Origin of the sequence: Lentzea fradiae, assembly GCF_900100955.1 — a bacterium.
Classification (GTDB): Bacteria; Actinomycetota; Actinomycetes; order Mycobacteriales; family Pseudonocardiaceae; genus Lentzea; species Lentzea fradiae.
This window is the reverse complement of record NZ_FNCC01000011.1, coordinates 170,648-185,670: the sequence shown is the minus strand read 5'-3', so window position 1 is coordinate 185,670 and position 15,023 is coordinate 170,648. Positions and strand designations below refer to the sequence as shown.

Annotated in this window: 12 protein-coding genes; 8 read left to right on the top strand and 4 right to left on the bottom strand. The window is 71.4% G+C overall.

All coding sequences use genetic code 11. The features are described from left to right. Nucleotides 1-15: 15 nt before the first annotated feature. Together BLT23_RS26390 and BLT23_RS26385 are read right to left on the bottom strand one after the other, a co-directional pair. Nucleotides 16-2,484, bottom strand: coding sequence for a polynucleotide kinase-phosphatase (locus BLT23_RS26390; RefSeq protein ID WP_090053436.1), 2,469 nt, complete (start codon nt 2,482-2,484; stop codon nt 16-18). Next, nucleotides 2,484-3,815 (bottom strand): 3' terminal RNA ribose 2'-O-methyltransferase Hen1, encoded by a 1,332-nt coding sequence (locus BLT23_RS26385; RefSeq protein ID WP_090053434.1) that lies wholly within the window; start codon nt 3,813-3,815, stop codon nt 2,484-2,486. Before BLT23_RS26385 ends, BLT23_RS26390 begins: the two co-directional genes overlap by 1 nt. A gap of 55 nt (nt 3,816-3,870) precedes the next feature. Here BLT23_RS26385 and BLT23_RS26380 point away from each other — a divergent pair, with 55 nt between their 5' ends. Together BLT23_RS26380 and BLT23_RS26375 are read left to right on the top strand one after the other, a co-directional pair. After that, complete coding sequence (locus BLT23_RS26380; protein WP_090053844.1) at nt 3,871-5,847, top strand: thioredoxin domain-containing protein; 1,977 nt, start codon at nt 3,871-3,873, stop codon at nt 5,845-5,847. 56 nt (nt 5,848-5,903) lie between these two features. Further along, nucleotides 5,904-6,458, top strand: coding sequence for a hypothetical protein (locus tag BLT23_RS26375; protein WP_090053842.1), 555 nt, complete (start codon nt 5,904-5,906; stop codon nt 6,456-6,458). A 29-nt stretch (nt 6,459-6,487) separates the two neighbouring features. Here the strand turns inward: BLT23_RS26375 and BLT23_RS26370 are convergent, their stop codons facing one another. Then, the gene (locus BLT23_RS26370; protein ID WP_090053840.1) at nt 6,488-7,375 is read right to left on the bottom strand and encodes a DMT family transporter; all 888 of its coding nucleotides are present in this window, start codon (nt 7,373-7,375) and stop codon (nt 6,488-6,490) included. 47 nt (nt 7,376-7,422) lie between these two features. Here BLT23_RS26370 and pdxR point away from each other — a divergent pair, with 47 nt between their 5' ends. Further along, the gene (pdxR, locus tag BLT23_RS26365) at nt 7,423-8,796 is read left to right on the top strand and encodes a MocR-like pyridoxine biosynthesis transcription factor PdxR (RefSeq protein WP_090053432.1); all 1,374 of its coding nucleotides are present in this window, start codon (nt 7,423-7,425) and stop codon (nt 8,794-8,796) included. Nucleotides 8,797-8,988: 192 nt separating this feature from the next. Here the strand turns inward: pdxR and BLT23_RS42100 are convergent, their stop codons facing one another. After that, nucleotides 8,989-9,111, bottom strand: a complete 123-nt coding sequence (locus tag BLT23_RS42100; protein WP_281248897.1) for a hypothetical protein — start codon at nt 9,109-9,111, stop codon at nt 8,989-8,991. Nucleotides 9,112-9,201: 90 nt separating this feature from the next. Between BLT23_RS42100 and BLT23_RS26355 the strand changes: the two genes are divergently transcribed. From BLT23_RS26355 to BLT23_RS26335, 5 genes are all read left to right on the top strand, one after another. After that, nucleotides 9,202-10,764 (top strand): ATP-dependent DNA ligase, encoded by a 1,563-nt coding sequence (locus BLT23_RS26355; RefSeq protein WP_090053838.1) that lies wholly within the window; start codon nt 9,202-9,204, stop codon nt 10,762-10,764. A gap of 235 nt (nt 10,765-10,999) precedes the next feature. Continuing rightward, entirely contained in the window at nt 11,000-11,782 is a 783-nt protein-coding gene (locus BLT23_RS26350) for a GNAT family N-acetyltransferase (RefSeq protein WP_090053428.1), read from the top strand. Nucleotides 11,783-11,818: 36 nt separating this feature from the next. Continuing rightward, on the top strand, nt 11,819-13,258 hold the full coding sequence (locus BLT23_RS26345) for a GuaB1 family IMP dehydrogenase-related protein (RefSeq protein WP_090053426.1): 1,440 nt from the start codon (nt 11,819-11,821) through the stop codon (nt 13,256-13,258). 3 nt (nt 13,259-13,261) lie between these two features. Next, nucleotides 13,262-14,215, top strand: coding sequence for an ABC transporter ATP-binding protein (locus tag BLT23_RS26340; protein WP_090053425.1), 954 nt, complete (start codon nt 13,262-13,264; stop codon nt 14,213-14,215). Next, nucleotides 14,212-14,982: an ABC transporter permease gene (locus BLT23_RS26335; protein ID WP_090053423.1), complete on the top strand. Its 771-nt coding sequence runs from the start codon at nt 14,212-14,214 to the stop codon at nt 14,980-14,982. The genes BLT23_RS26340 and BLT23_RS26335 overlap by 4 nt, the downstream gene beginning before the upstream one ends. Nucleotides 14,983-15,023 lie beyond the last annotated feature (41 nt).

Sequence of the window (15,023 nt, the reverse complement as noted above, 5' to 3'; positions counted from 1 at the left end):
CGACGGCTTCGAGGATCACAGCCTCGGGTCCACCGGTTCCGATTCGAGGGCGAGCACGCCGAACACGCACTCGTGCACGCGCCACAACGGTTCGCCGCGCACGGCGCGTTCCAGCGCCTCGATGCCCAGGGCGTACTCGCGCAGCGCCAGGCCGCGCTTGCGGCCCAGCCGCCGGTCGCGCAGCCGTGCGAGGTTGTGCGGCAGCGTGTAGTCCGGGCCGTAGATGATCCGCAGGTACTCGCGCCCGCGCACCTTCACGCCCGGCTGGACCCGGCCGCCGAGGTTCGCCAGCGGCTTGACGACCATGCCCTCGCCGCCGTCCGCCGTCAGCTCCTCCCACCACCGCACGCCCGCCGCGACCTGCTCGGGGTCCGTGACGTCGACCACCAGGTGCCGCGTCCGCTGGAACAGCGGTCCGTCCAGCTCCGCGAGCGTCTCCAGGTGCCACAGGTGCGAATGGTCGTGGAACGTCCGTCCCTCCGCCGCGAGCAGCTGGAACGGCGCGATCCGCACGCCGTCCAGGCCGTCGACCGGCCAGCAGTAGCGCTCGTAGGCGGCGCTGTACGCGGCGGCGTTCGCAGCCCGCTGCTTCGTGCGCGTCAGCAGGTCCGTGACGTCGATGCCGCGGGCAGCGGCCGTTTCCAGGGCCTCGACGGCGACGGGCAAGGCACCGTTCGCCGCTGCGCCGACCGCCGCGTACTGCTCGCGGATCAGCCCGGACGCCTTGGCGTTCCACGGCATCAGCTCGGCGTCGATGAGCAGCCAGTCCGTGTCGAACTTCGCGAACAGCCCGGCGCACGCCGACCGGACGCGACCGAGCAGTTCGTCGCCCAGCGCGCCGTCGAAGAACGCACGTCCGGTGCGCGTGTAGATCGCGCCGCCTTCCTTGCGCACCAGCAACACCGCGCGTGAGCCCATGTGCTTCTCCTCGCAGATCACCTGCGAGACCTTCGCCGACCGGTACTCGGCGAAGGCGTCCTCCGGGTGCTCCAGCACGTCGTCGCGCTGCGAGGTCGCCGTGGGCGCCATCGTCGGCGGCAGGTACAGCAGGTCGTGCGGGTCGATCGCGAACCGGCTCATGACCTCCAGCGCGCCGGCCGACTGCTCCGCGCGGACCGTGACGGCGCCCAGCAGCGACGTCTCGATCCGGCGCAGGCCCGTGACGTCGGTGAGCGCCAGCACGTCCGGGGCCCGTCCGACGGGCTTCGGCGGGAACGGCGAGCTGCTCTCGTACCAGACCTGGTGCGCCTTCACGGACACGATCTCCCGTGACGGGTAGCGCAACGCCGTGAGCTTCCCGCCGAACACCACACCCGTTTCCAGGCACATGGTGTTGTTGATCCACTCCGCCTCGGGCACGAGAACGTGGCCGTAGAGCACCATCGCCGCGCCGCGGTAGTCGTTCGCCCACGGCAGGCGCACCGGCAGCCCGAACTCGTCGGTCTCGCCGGTCGTGTCGCCGTACAGCGCGAAGCTGCGGACGCGAGCGGACGCACGGCCGTGGTAGCGCTCGGGCAGACCGGCGTGCGCGACGACGAGGTTGCCACCGTCCAGCACGTAGTGCGCGATCAGGCCGTCGCAGAACTTCAGCGCCCTGCGCCGGAACTCCTCCGTCTCGTGTTCCAGCTGCTCCAGCGACTTCTCCAGGCCGTGCCGCACAGTGACCTTGCGCCCCTGCAACGCGCGGACGAGCTTCTCCTCGTGGTTGCCGCGCACGCAGAGCGCGTGTCCGTTGGCGACCATGCCCATGACGAGCCGCAGCACGCCGGGAGTGTCCGGGCCGCGGTCCACGAGGTCGCCGACGAACACGGCCTTGCGCTCGTCCGGCGGCACCGCGTCGACGGCCCGGCCCTGCTCGTCGCGGACGAGTGCGTAGCCGAGCTCGGTGAGCAGTTCCTCCAGCTCCGCGCGGCAGCCGTGCACGTCGCCGATCACGTCGAACGGGCCGGTCTCGTGCCGCAGGTCGTTCAGCAGCCGTTCGTACCCGATCGTCGCTTCGTCCACTTCGGACTGCGAGCGCAGCACGTGCACGCGCTTGAAGCCCTCCTTGCCGAGATACTTGAGCGACCGGCGCAGCGCCGCGCGGTGCCGCTTCACGACGTGCGCGCCGAAGTCGCGGTCCGGGCGCTGAGCGTTTCGCGCCAAGCACACCTCGGCCGGCAGGTCGAGCACGATCGCCACCGGCAGGACGTTCGCCTTCCTGGCGACCTCGACCAGCTGCGCCCGGACCTCCGGCTGCACGTTGGTCGCGTCGATGACGGTGACGCGCCCGGCCTCCAGCCGCTTGGCCGCCACGTGGTGCAGGACCTCGAACGCCGCCGCGGACGCCGACTGGTTGTTCTCGTCGTCGGACACCAGGCCGCGGAAGTAGTCGCTCGACAGCACCTGCGTGGGCAGGAAGTGCTTGCGCGCGAACGTGGACTTGCCGGAACCGGAGGCGCCGACCAGCACCACGAGGCACAGGTCCGGGATCTTCAGCTCCATCACTTCACGTCCTTCGTGCTGAAGACGGCCATCTGGGTCGGTGCGCCGCGCTCGGGGTCCTCGGGACCGATCGGCACGTGGCGCACGGTGTAGCCGCAGCGCTCGGCGACGCCCGCGGCCCACTGCGCGAACTCCGCCCTGGTCCACTCGAAGCGGTGGTCGGAGTGCCTCATCCGGCCTGCCGGAAGCGTCTCGAAGAGCGCGTTGTACTCGACGTTCGGCGTGGTCACCAGCACCGTGCGCGGCCTCGCGACCACGAACACCGAGTGCTCCAGCGCAGGCAGGCGCGACGGGTCGACGTGCTCGACGACCTCCAGCAGCACGGCCGCGTCGTATCCGGCGAGGGCCGGGTCCGCGTACGTCAGGGCCGACTGCCGCAACGTGATCCGGTCGCGCTGGCGTTCGCCCAGCCGGTCCAGCCCGCGTCCGGCCTCCTGCAACGCCTTCGCGGACACGTCGACCGCCTGGATCTCGGTGAACTGCGGCTCGGCGGCGAGTGCGCGCAGCAACGCGCCACTCCCGCAGCCGAGGTCGAGCACCCGCTTGGCCCGTGCCAGCAGCAGCTCCTCGATGACGGCGTCCTTGCGCTGCGCCGCAAGGGAGATCTTCGGTTCGGCCAGCGCGTTGTCCAGCTCCTCCGGCTCCACCCCGTCGACCTCGGCCAGCCGTTCCAGCGCCGACGTGACGAGCGGGCGCCTGCGGACCAGGTAGCGGGTGGTGATGAGCTCCTTGTCCGGGTGCGCGGCCAGCCAGCCGTCACCCGCCTTGAGCAGCTTGTCGACCTCGTCGGCCGAGACCCAGTAGTGCTTGCCGCCGTCGAGGACGGGCAGCAGCACGTACAGGTGCTTGAGGGCGTCACTGACCCGCAGCGTGCCGGACAGCGTGACGTCGCCGTAGCGCGAATCAGGGTGAGCCGTCGTCTCGACCGTCCAGCCGAGCGGCGTGAACAACCGCTCCGCGAGCCCGTGCGGCAGCGCGGGGATGCGGACGACCAGCGGGATCGGCGTCTTCGCCAGTTCGGGGAAGCTGTCACTGCGGCCGCTCATGGCCGTGCGGAAGACGGTGCCGAGGGCGACCGTGAGCAACGAACCGGCGGCGTACGGCCGGTCGTTGACGTATTGGGTCAGCGTGCTGCCAGGACCTCGCACCAGCGCGATGGGGTCGACCTCCAGCAGGAGGGCGACCGTGCATTCGTCGTGCGTCGCCTTCGGGTAGAAGACGTGCGCGACGCCCGAGCTCGTCGTGAAGGACTGGGCCCGGCCGGGGTGCTTGTGCAGCAGGTGACCGAGATCGGTCGCCGGCTGGTGCGTCGTGGTCATGGTGAGCAACACCCGTCCGAGTTTGATCGAGAGTCGCCCTCCGCGCGCCCCAATTAGTGTGAACGGCATGACGAACCGGCTCGCTGACGCCACCAGCCCGTACCTCCTGCAGCACGCCGAGAACCCGGTCGACTGGTGGCCGTGGAGCGAGGAGGCGTTCGCGGAGGCACGGCGGCGTGACGTCCCGGTGCTGCTGTCCGTCGGCTACGCGGCCTGCCACTGGTGCCACGTGATGGCCCACGAGTCCTTCGAGGACCCGGACATCGCCGCCTACCTGAACGAGCACTTCGTGCCGGTGAAGGTGGACCGCGAGGAACGTCCGGACGTCGACGCCGTCTACATGGAGGTCACGCAGGCCGTGACCGGGCACGGCGGGTGGCCGATGACGGTGTTCCTGACGCCGGACCAGCGCCCGTTCCACGCGGGCACCTACTACCCGCCGTCGCCGCGGCCGGGCATGCCGTCGTTCCCGCAGCTCCTCGAAGCGGTGTCGGCCACCTGGACGACGCGCCGTGAGGAGGTCCTGCAGTCGGCCTCCGCGGTCGTCGACGAGATCGCCAGGCAGGCCGCGCCGCTGCCGCCGTCCACTGTGGACTCCGACGCGCTGGCGGGCGCGGTGGTGTCGTTGCTGGGTGAGTTCGACCGGCGCAACGGCGGGTTCGGCAACGCCCCGAAGTTCCCGCCGTCGATGGTCGTCGAGTTCCTGCTGCGCCACCACGAGCGCACCGGGTCGGTCGAGGCGATCTCGATGGCGACCTCCACGGCCGACGCGATGGCGAACGGCGGCATGTACGACCAGCTCGGCGGCGGGTTCGCGCGGTACAGCGTCGACGCGTCGTGGGTCGTGCCGCACTTCGAGAAGATGTTGTACGACAACGCTTTGCTGCTGCGCTTCTACACGCACCTGACGCGGGTCACGGCTTCCGAACGCTACGAGCGCGTCGCCAGGGACACGGCGGCGTTCCTGCTGCGAGAGCTGCGAACGGCCGAGGGGGGTTTCGCGGCGTCGCTGGACGCGGACACCGACGGCGTCGAGGGCCTCACGTACGTGTGGACGTACGAGGAGCTGGGAGACGCCGCCGCGGCGTTCGGTGTCACCGAGGAACCCAACTTCGAGGACGGCAAGTCGACGCTGCGGTTCGTGTCGGAGCCGGGGGAGGACGTGCGGGCCGAGCTGCTGGCCCGGCGGGCCGGACGGCCGCAACCGGGCCGGGACGACAAGGTGATCGCCTCGTGGAACGGCCTGACGATCGCGGCACTGGCCGAGGCGGGCGCGTTCTTCGGTGAACCCGAGTGGATCGCGGCGGCGGCGGAGGCCGCGTCGCTGCTCGCCTCGGTGCACCTCGTCGAGGGCCGGCTGCTGCGCACCTCGCGTGACGGGGTGGCCGGGCCGTCGCTCGGCGTGCTGGAGGACTACGGCTGCCTGGCCGACGGCCTGCTGTCGTTGCACCAGGTCACCGGCTCGGTCCGGTGGCTCGACCTGGCGTGCGGGCTGCTCGACACGGCGCTGGCCCGGTTCGCCGTCCCGGAGACGCCGGGCGCCTACTACGACACCGCCGACGACGCCGAGGCGTTGGTGCGCAGGCCGGCCGACTCGACCGACAACGCGTCGCCGTCCGGTGCGTCGTCGCTGGCCTCGGCCCTGCTCACGGCGTCGTTGCTGGCGGGCGCCGACCGTTCGTCGCGGTACCTGGACGCGGCGTCGGCGGCCGTGACGCGGGCCGGGCTGCTGGCCACGCGCGCACCCCGGTTCGCCGGTCACTGGCTGACGGTCGCCGAGACGTTGGTGGCCGGTCCGTTGCAGGTGGCCGTCGTGGGTGTCGGGGACGACCCGCGCCGTGCGGACCTGTGGGCGGCGGCGATCGCGCATGTGCCGGGAGGCGGCGTCGTCGTCGCCGGAGAGCCGTCGTCCGCGCCGTTGCTCGAAGACCGTCCTTTGCTGGACGAGGCCCCTGTCGCGTACGTGTGCCGCGGATACGTGTGCGACAGGCCCGTGGCGTCGGTGGACGCGCTGGTCACTTCACTGACGGCGAACACCCTCTGACTGATTGCAGGCGTAGCGTCAGTAATGACGTAATCATGTAATCAGGGGTGGTCGTGATGGGACGAGGATGGCGAGGACGAGGCGGGTGGCAGCAGGCTGACCTGCCACCGGCCGACGACGCGGCGGCGTGGTTCGCGGGCCGGCTGCCCGACGGCTGGTTCACGGGTGCGCCGGAGCTGACGGTGGACCGCGAGGAGATCACGGTCGTCGGCACGTTGCCCGATCTGGAGGGCGAGTTCGACGACGCGTCACGCGCCGCGGCCGAGGCGGGCCGCATCGCGCGCTGGCGAGAGGAGACGCGGGACGAGCGCATCGAGATCGCCCGCCAGGCCGAGCACCGCTACGGCCGCAAGGTCGCCTGGGGTGCGGTCCAGGGCGGCACGCGCGAGCTGTTCACGCACCTGGCCGTGCCGGTGATGACGCGGCTGCGCCAGCCCGAACGCCAGGTGCTCGACACGTTGGTGGCCGCGGGCGTCGCGCGGTCTCGTGCCGACGCACTGGCGTGGGCCGTGCGGCTGGTCGGTGAGCACGCGGACACGTGGCTCGGTGAGCTGCGGGAAGCGATGGCGAAGGTCGACGACCTGCGCTCGCAGGGGCCCGACCTCACGTGACGCCGCACCGCACGCGGGGTCCCTTCGTACTATGTGACAGTACGAAGGGACCCCGCGTGCGGCGGAGTCGCGTGTGCGGGGACGGGCGGCTCCTGCGGTGCGGGTGGCTTGCGGAGGCCGATCACGCAGCCGAGGGTCACGGTGGTGACGCCGAGGACGGCCACGACCGTGAGGTTCTGTGCGCCCAGCAGCACGGACGTGGCCAGACCTGCCACCGGCATGAGGCCGATCAGGACTCCTGCGCGGTCGGAACCCAGCCGGTTCACGGCGAAGTACCAGAGCCCGAACGCCAGTGCGGTCACCACGACCGCGAGCAGCGCCAGCGCGGACGCCTGCCGCGCGTCCGGGACCTGCCAGCCGCCGACGAACGTGCCGGCGACCGCGCCGATCGCCGTGGCGAGCAGGCACGACCAGGTGGCCACGCCGAGAACACCCAGCCGGCGCACGACACCGACGGCGAACAGCGTGAAGCCCACCTCGCCCGCCATCGTGAGCAACGCCAGCACGAGGCCGGGGCCGTGCCACGAACCGCCGCCGGACAACAGCACGATGCCCGCCGCCACGACCACGGCACCCACCAGGGCCGACGTGGTGCGCCGGCGGGAGAGCAGGGCGATCACGATGGGGGAGCCGCCCATCACGGCGGCTACGAAGCCCGGTTCCGCGTACTGCTGCGCGGCGATGAGCAGGGCGTTGAAGCCGAGCATGCCCGACACCACCACGCCCAGCAGCGGCGGGACGTCGCGCCACGACGGGATGGGCAGACGCCGTGCGACCAGCAACAACACGGCCGCGCCCAGTGCGTAGCGCATCGCCTGACCGGTCAGGACCGGGTACCCCTCCAGCATTCCCGTGATCGGGACCGACGCGCCGACGATCGTTGCCGCTGTCGCTCCCGCGGCCACCCCGAGTTTCATGGTTCCGAGCTTCACGCCTGACTGGTCCAGTTTTAAGCTCCACTTCCATGTCCTCGAACTGGACCACTTTTCGCGAGCTGTTGTTGCCGGGTCACCAGCGGCGGCGCGGCGTGGAGGCCGAGCTGCGCAGGGCGATCCGCGACGGGCGGCTCGTGCCGGGCACGCGGCTGCCGTCGAGCAGGGACCTCGCGGCCCAGCTCGGGGTGGCCCGCGGGACGGTGACGTCGGCGTACACGCAGCTCGTCGCCGAGGGGTACCTGACGTCGCGCAGGGGCTCGGGGACGACGGTCGCGAGCCTCGGCCCCGCCGGTGTGTCCGGGGTGCCGGAGCCGCCGCGGCGGTGGCGCTACAACCTGCGTCCCGGCCTGCCCGCGCTGGGCGCTTTCCCGCGCGCCGACTGGGTTTCCGCGCACCGGGCCGCGTTGGCCGAGCTGCCCGACGACGACCTGGCGTACCCCGACCCTGCGGGATTTCTGGGGCTGCGCAAGGAGATCGTCGACTACCTCGCCCGCGTGCGCGCAGTCGTCGCGAAGGACGCGGTGATCACCAACGGCTCGGCCGACGGGTTGCAGCTCACCGCGCGGCTGCTGGACGGCAAGATCGCCATCGAGGACCCCAGCCACGTCGGCGGCGAGAGCCTGCTGCGCGCACACGGCCTCACACCCGTGCCGATCCCGGTGGACGACAAGGGGATCAGGGTCGATCTTCTGTCCGAAACGGACTGCCGTGCGGTGATGGTGACGTCCGCGCACCAGTTCCCGCTCGGCGTGGTGCTGCACCCGGAACGACGACGCGCGCTCGTGGAATGGGCGCGGGAGCGGAACGGGTTGATCATCGAGGACGACTACGACGCCGAACACCGCTACGACCGGCCCGCGCTGGGCGCGTTGCAGGCACTCGCACCCGACCACGTCGTGTACCAGGGGACGACGAGCAAGGTGCTCGCACCCGCGTTGCGCCTCGGCTGGCTCGTCGTGCCGGAACGGCTGCGCGACGACATCGTGCAACGCAAGCAGTACAACGACATGGGCACCGCCACGATCCCGCAGGCGGCGTTCGCGCACCTGTTGCGGACGGGCGGCTACGACCGGCACCTGCGGCGAACGCGCGCGCTCTACCGGAAGAGGCGTGACGCGTTGCTGGAGGCCGTGTCGGAGCATCTGCCGGGATGGCAGGCCGTCGGCGTGGCAGCCGGGCTGCACGTCGTACTGCGCATGCCGGACGGGACGGACGACCTCGCGTTGAAGAGCAAGCTTGAGGAGCGAGGGGTGCACGTGTGGGCGTTGGCCCAGTACACGCGCACGCCGATGTGGCCCGGCTTGGTGGTGGGATACGCGTCGCTCTCACCCGACCGCCTGCACGAAGCGGTCAAGGAGATCGCCGACGCGGTCCAAGCCCGCTTCCAGCACTACTGTCCGTAACGCCCCGCCCCACTCACAACTCTCCTCTGTGTTTTCCCTGCCGCACGCGGGGACCCTTCGTCCGCGTAGTTGGTACGCGGGGCTCCCGCGTGAGAAAGCCGCGTCACGCAGAGGAGGCGGGGACCACTGGCGGATGACACACGAGCGTGTGCGTGGCGGATGACGGCGGGGCAGGACCTCCGGCGCAGCGCTTCAGAGGATGTGCTCGCGCTTGGAGCTGGTGTCGACGTCGCCGAGGATGTGCTCGCGGTCGCCGGTGGCGGGACCCGTGAGAACGGCGGCGAAGAGCAGGGCGGCAGCGACGAGTGCGCGCATGGCGATCCGGACCCCCGGGTAGACCGACTGGTCCGGCCAGCCTAGCCCGCGTCTCGAGAAAATGTCAGTGCTCGGGTGCACCATGAGTTCGTGCTCTTCTCCGAAGTGGTCGACACGTCAGCCGCGGTGGCGGCCACCCGGTCGCGCCTGGCCAAGGTCAAGGCGCTGTCCGCGCTCCTGCGCCCGGCGGCGGGCGACGTCGTGCTCGCGGTCGTGTCGTTCCTGGTGGGCACGCCCCGCCAGGGCCGCATCGGCACGGGCTGGCGCACGATCCTCGACCTCGCGGTGCCGCCCGCCCCGGCGGCCGGTCTCACGGTCGCCGAGGTCGACGCCGCGCTGGCCGAGGTGGCCGGCACGTCCGGCAAGGGCTCCGCGCAACGCAGAGCAGACCTGCTGACGGCGCTGTTCGCCCGTTCCACCGAGGCCGAGCAGGACTTCCTGCGGCGCCTGCTCACCGGCGAGCTGCGGCAGGGCGCGCTGGAAGGCGTGATGCTGGACGCGATCGCCTCCGCCGCCGACGTGCCGGGCGAGACCGTCCGCCGCGCGTTCATGCTGTCCGGCCGCCTGCCCGAGACGGCGGCGGCGGCCCTGGAGGGCGGCGCCGAGGCGCTGGAGGCGTTCCGCCTGGAGGTGGGCCGCCCGCTGCGCCCCATGCTGGCGTCCCCGGCGGAGTCGCTGGACGAGGCGCTCGCCGAGCTGGGCGGCTGCGTGGTCGAGCACAAGCTCGACGGCGCCCGCATCCAGGTCCACCGCTCCGGCGACGAGGTCCACGTCTACACCCGCACGCTGCGCGAGATCACCAAGACCGTCCCCGAACTGGTCGACCTGGTCCGCGGCCTGCCGTGCACGTCCGTCGTGCTCGACGGCGAGACCCTGGCGCTCACCGACGAGGGCAGGCCGAGGCCGTTCCAAGAGACGATGAGCCGCTTCGGCGCGCAGGACGAACGCGAGCTGCTCCTGCACCCGTACTTCTTCGACTGCCTCCACCTGGACGGCGAGGACCTCCTCGACAACCCCCTGCGAGACCGCCTGGCCGCCCTCCGCCGCGTAGCGGGCGCCCACGTCATCCCCGGCGTCCTCGACCCCACCCCCGACCAGGCCGCCGAGGTGGTGAAGGCGTCCCTCGACGCGGGCCACGAGGGCGTGATGGTGAAGTCGCTGGCCTCCCCCTACGCGGCGGGCCGCAGAGGCCGCGCCTGGCAGAAGGTCAAACCGGTCCACACCCTCGACCTGGTCGTCCTGGGCGTCGAGTGGGGCAGCGGTCGCCGCCGAGGCTGGCTGTCGAACCTGCACCTGGGCGCCCGCGACCCGGACGGCGGCCCGCCGGTGATGGTCGGCAAGACGTTCAAGGGCCTCACCGACGAGCTGCTGAAGTGGCAGACCAAGGCCCTCCAGGAGATCGCGACGGACCAGAACGACTGGGTCGTCACGGTCCGCCCCGAGCTGGTGATCGAGATCGAGCTGGACGGCGTGCAGGTCTCCCCGCGCTACCCCGGCGGCGTGGCCCTGCGCTTCGCCCGCGTCGTCCGCTACCGCCCGGACAAGGACCCGTCGGAGGCGACGACGATCGACGAGGTGAGGGCCCTCCTGCCCGCGGCCCGCCCGGTCGCGGAGTCGGAGGAGGGGGCGACGGCGTCGGCCGGGGAGGCGTGACCGGACAGCGGAGACGTGACCGGCGGTCGGCCGGGCCGTGGCCGGTGGGGTGGCGAGGCGCGGCGGCCACCACCCTTCGCGCCAGCCCGAGGGGTCCCCACCGATCACCTGCCCCGAAGGGCTGCCACCTCGCCCGGCCGTGCCCGCCCTGTCGCCCCCACCACGCCCCAGGCCGACACCGACCCCGGCCGAAATTGGCGTGCTCCCCGCCTGACCAGCCCATACCGTCCGTCCCATGACCGACCCCGCCGCACTCCTCCACGCCTTCGACCACCAGGCCCGCCCCGCCGAGTGGACCTCCCCGGACCCGGAGGCCACCGTCGACCGGGACGGCCCGGTCCACCGCCTCGCCTGGCCGAGCAGGCGGGGATTCGTGGCGGGCCCGCCCACCCTCGGCATCACGGGTCAGGAGCTGGCCGGCCTGATCGCCAGGCAGCAGGCGTTCTTCGCCGCCAGGAACCAGCCGTTCGAGTGGAAGACCTGGGGCCACGACCTCCCGGAGGACCTGCCGGACCAGCTGCTGGCGGCGGGGTTCGAGGCGGAGGGCCCGGAGACCGTCCTCATCGGCAGGGCCGAGGAGATGACCGCCCCTGTCCACCTGGACGGCATCACCCTGCGGGAGACGAAGGCCGAGGGCGACATCGAGAAGATGGTGGCGTCCGCCGGTGAGGCGTTCGGCATGGAGGTCGACTACCTGGCGGGCTACCTCATCGACAAGAAGCACGATCCGAACACGGTCGTCGTCGTGGCGGAGACGGCGGAGGGCCGGATCGTCTCCTCAGCGAGGCTGGAGGTCGTGCCGGGCACGGAGTTCGGCGGCCTGTGGGGTGGCAGCACGCTCCGGGAGTACCGCGGCCGGGGCATCTACCGCGCGCTCGTCGCGCACCGAGCTCGGGTGGCGCTCGACCGGGGCGTCAAGTACCTGCAGGTCGACGCCACCGAGAACAGCAGGCCGATCCTGGAGCGCCTCGGGTTCGTCCCGGTCACCACGACCACCGCCTACGTCTGGAAACCGTAGAGCCCACCGGCCGACTCGCGCGTATCGTGAAAGCACGTGCGGTTCATCGAAGGGCATCGACCCTCTTACGACCTGACCTACGACGACGTCTTCCTCGTCCCCGGCCGCAGTGCCGTGGAGTCGCGGTTCGGCGTCGACCTCTCCACCTCGGACGGCACCGGGGCCACGATCCCGATCGTCGTCGCGAACATGACGGCGGTGGCCGGGCGGCGGATGGCGGAGACCATCGCGCGGCGCGGCGGGATCGTCGTCATCCCGCAGGACGTGCCGACCGAGGCGGTCGCGGAGATCACCGCGTGGGTCAAGGAGCGGCATCCGGTCTGGGACACCCCGTTGACCCTCACCACGGGCGACGCGGTGGCGGACGCGTGGAACCTCATCCACAAACGGGCTCACGGCGCGGTGGTCGTCGTCGACGACGGAGGGCGGCCCCTCGGGGTCGTCGACGAGGCGGCGCTCACGGGCGTCGACCGGTTCGCACGGCTCGGCGACGTGATGAACACCGACGTGCTGAAGCTGCCTCTCGGCACGAAGCCGCAGGACGTCTTCGAGAAGCTCCACCACAGCACCCACCGGATCGCGCTCGGCGTGGACGAGCAGCAGCGGCTCAGCGGTGTGCTGACCGAGCTGACGGCGCTGCGGGCCGAGGTCTACAAGCCCGCCACGGACGACGACGGCAAGCTGCGGATCGCCGCGGCGGTCGGGGTCAACGGGGACGTGCGGGCGAAGGCCGAGGCGTTGCTGAAGGCCGGTGTGGACGTTCTCGTCGTGGACACCGCCCACGGGCACCAGGAGAAGATGATCACCGCGCTCCGGGCCGTCCGGGAGGCGGACCCGCACGTGCCGATCGCCGCGGGCAACGTCGTCACCGCGGAAGGCGTGCGGGACCTGGTCGAGGCCGGTGCGGACATCATCAAGGTCGGTGTCGGGCCGGGCGCGATGTGCACCACGCGCATGATGACCGGCGTCGGACGGCCGCAGTTCAGCGCTGTCGCCGAGTGTTCGGCCGAGGCGCGCAAGCTCGGCAAGCACGTCTGGGCCGACGGCGGTGTGCGGCACCCGCGTGACGTCGCGCTGGCGCTGGCGGCCGGGGCGAGCAGCGTCATGGTGGGCAGCTGGTTCGCGGGCACCTACGAGTCTCCCGGCGACCTCCAGCGCGACGAGCGCGGCAACCTCTACAAGGAGTCGTTCGGCATGGCGTCCAAGCGCGCCGTGACGGCGAGGACGCGCAGCGACAACGCTTTCGACCGCGCCAAGAAGGGCTTGTTCGAGGAGGGCATCTCCACGTCGAAGATGCGCCTGGACCCCGTCCGCCCGAGCGTCGAGGACCTGCTCGATGCGATAACCTCCGGCGTTCGCTCGGCCTGCACCTACGCCGGCGCGACCTCGTTGGAGGAGTTCCACACCAGGGCTGTTCTCGGCATCCAGTCGGCGGCTGGCTTCGCGGAGGGGCGGCCCCTGCCAGGGGGATGGTGACCAATGGACGACGCGGTCGAAGTGAGAGATCTCCGCAAAGTCTACAAATCCGGGCAAAAACCAGCGGTGGACGGACTGAGCTTCACCGTCCGCCGCGGTGAGGTGTTCGGCCTGCTCGGCCCGAACGGCGCGGGCAAGACGACGACGGTCGGCGTGCTGACGACGCGGGTCCGCCCCAGCGGCGGGCAGGCGTTCGTGGAGGGCGTCGACGTGGTCGCCGACTCCAAGCGCGCACGGCAGCTGCTCGCCGTCGTGCCGCAGCGCAACAACCTCGACCGCTCGCTCAACGCGCGGCAGAACCTGCTGTTCCACGCGGCCTACCACGGCATCGGGCCCGCGGAACGCAAGAAGCTCGCCGACGACATCCTGGAGCGGATGGGGTTGCGGGACCACCAGAACGCGCTCGTGGACACGCTCTCCGGCGGCCAGGCGCAACGGCTGATGATCGCTCGCGCGCTCATGCACCGCCCGAAGGTGCTGTTCCTGGACGAACCGAGCACCGGCCTGGACCCGCAGGCCAGGCTCTTCGTCCACGAACGCGTCACGGCCCTGCACGAGGAGGGCGTCACGGTCGTGCTGACCACGCACGACATGGACGAGGCCGCGAAGCTGTGCGACCGGGTCGGCATCGTCGACCACGGCAAGCTGCTCACCCTCGACACCCCGGCCGAGCTCACCCGCAGCCTGCCCGGCGCCAACACGGTCAGCGTCACGGTGAGCCCGAACGGCCACGAGCCGGAGAAGATCGTCCAGGTGCTGTCCGAAGTGGACGACGTGCAGCGGGTCGAGGAGGTGGGCGGCATGTTCCGCGTCTACACCGACGCGGACACCGCGGTCACGCTTCCCGCGGTGCTGAACGTGTTGCGGGACCTGGACGTCGTCGTCAGCGACGTGGCGATCGGCAAGCCCAGCCTGGAGGACGTCTTCATCCACCTGACCGGCAGGGAGCTGCGATGAGCCAGCTGACGACGTTCCGGGCGATCCTGTGGCGCGACGTGTTCGTCACGGGCAGGGAGCTGCCGAGCTTCCTCGCGCAGGTGATCATCCAGCCGTTCTTCATCCTCTTCATCTTCGCGAAGGTGCTGGGGGACATCGGGTACGTGCAGGACGACTTCGCCCAGGTGCTGCTGCCCGGCATCATCGCGATGAACGGGTTCCTGGGCGCGTTGCAGAACACGACGCTGCCGCTGGTGCTCGACTTCTCGTGGACGCGGGAGATCGAGGACCGGCTGCTCGCACCGATGTCCATCCCGCTCGTCGGGGTGGAGAAGATCGTGTTCGGCGCGGTCCGCGGCTTCGTCGCGGCGGTGCTCATGGTGCCCGTCGGGTTCGTGATGCTCGACGTCTCCTGGGCGTGGTCCGGCATTCCCGGAGCCCTGCTGGTGATCGTCCTCGGGTGCCTGGCCGGAGCCTCGGTCGGGCTCGTGATCGGCACGTCCGTGCCGGCGCGGCGGGTCAACGTGATGTTCGCGGTGATCCTGACCCCGTTGCTGTTCACGGGATCCGCGCAGTTTCCGTGGCGGTCGCTGAGCGACGACCTGCTGTGGTTCAAGGTGGTCTGCGCGCTCAACCCGCTGACGTACGTCAGCGAGGGCATGCGCGCGGAGCTGGTGCCGGACGTGCCGCACATGCCGCTGCCGGTCGTGCTGCTCGTTCTCGTCGTCGCCATCGCGGGCTTCGGCGGCCTCGGCCTGCGCGGGTTCATGAAGCGAGCGCTCGACTAGCGTGAAAACCGGCCCCGCGCAACGGAAGCCGCGCGGGGCCG

What these genes read in the sequence shown, in the direction of transcription:
- BLT23_RS26390 (WP_090053436.1), bottom strand. Translation starts at nt 2,484, where the DNA reads ATGGAGCTGAAGATCCCGGACCTGTGCCTCGTGGTGCTGGTCGGCGCC.
- BLT23_RS26380 (WP_090053844.1), top strand. Translation starts at nt 3,871, where the DNA reads ATGACGAACCGGCTCGCTGACGCCACCAGCCCGTACCTCCTGCAGCAC.
- BLT23_RS26375 (WP_090053842.1), top strand. Translation starts at nt 5,904, where the DNA reads ATGGGACGAGGATGGCGAGGACGAGGCGGGTGGCAGCAGGCTGACCTG.
- BLT23_RS26370 (WP_090053840.1), bottom strand. Translation starts at nt 7,375, where the DNA reads ATGAAACTCGGGGTGGCCGCGGGAGCGACAGCGGCAACGATCGTCGGC.
- pdxR (WP_090053432.1), top strand. Translation starts at nt 7,423, where the DNA reads ATGTCCTCGAACTGGACCACTTTTCGCGAGCTGTTGTTGCCGGGTCAC.
- BLT23_RS42100 (WP_281248897.1), bottom strand. Translation starts at nt 9,111, where the DNA reads ATGCGCGCACTCGTCGCTGCCGCCCTGCTCTTCGCCGCCGTTCTCACG.
- BLT23_RS26350 (WP_090053428.1), top strand. Translation starts at nt 11,000, where the DNA reads ATGACCGACCCCGCCGCACTCCTCCACGCCTTCGACCACCAGGCCCGC.
- BLT23_RS26340 (WP_090053425.1), top strand. Translation starts at nt 13,262, where the DNA reads ATGGACGACGCGGTCGAAGTGAGAGATCTCCGCAAAGTCTACAAATCC.
- BLT23_RS26335 (WP_090053423.1), top strand. Translation starts at nt 14,212, where the DNA reads ATGAGCCAGCTGACGACGTTCCGGGCGATCCTGTGGCGCGACGTGTTC.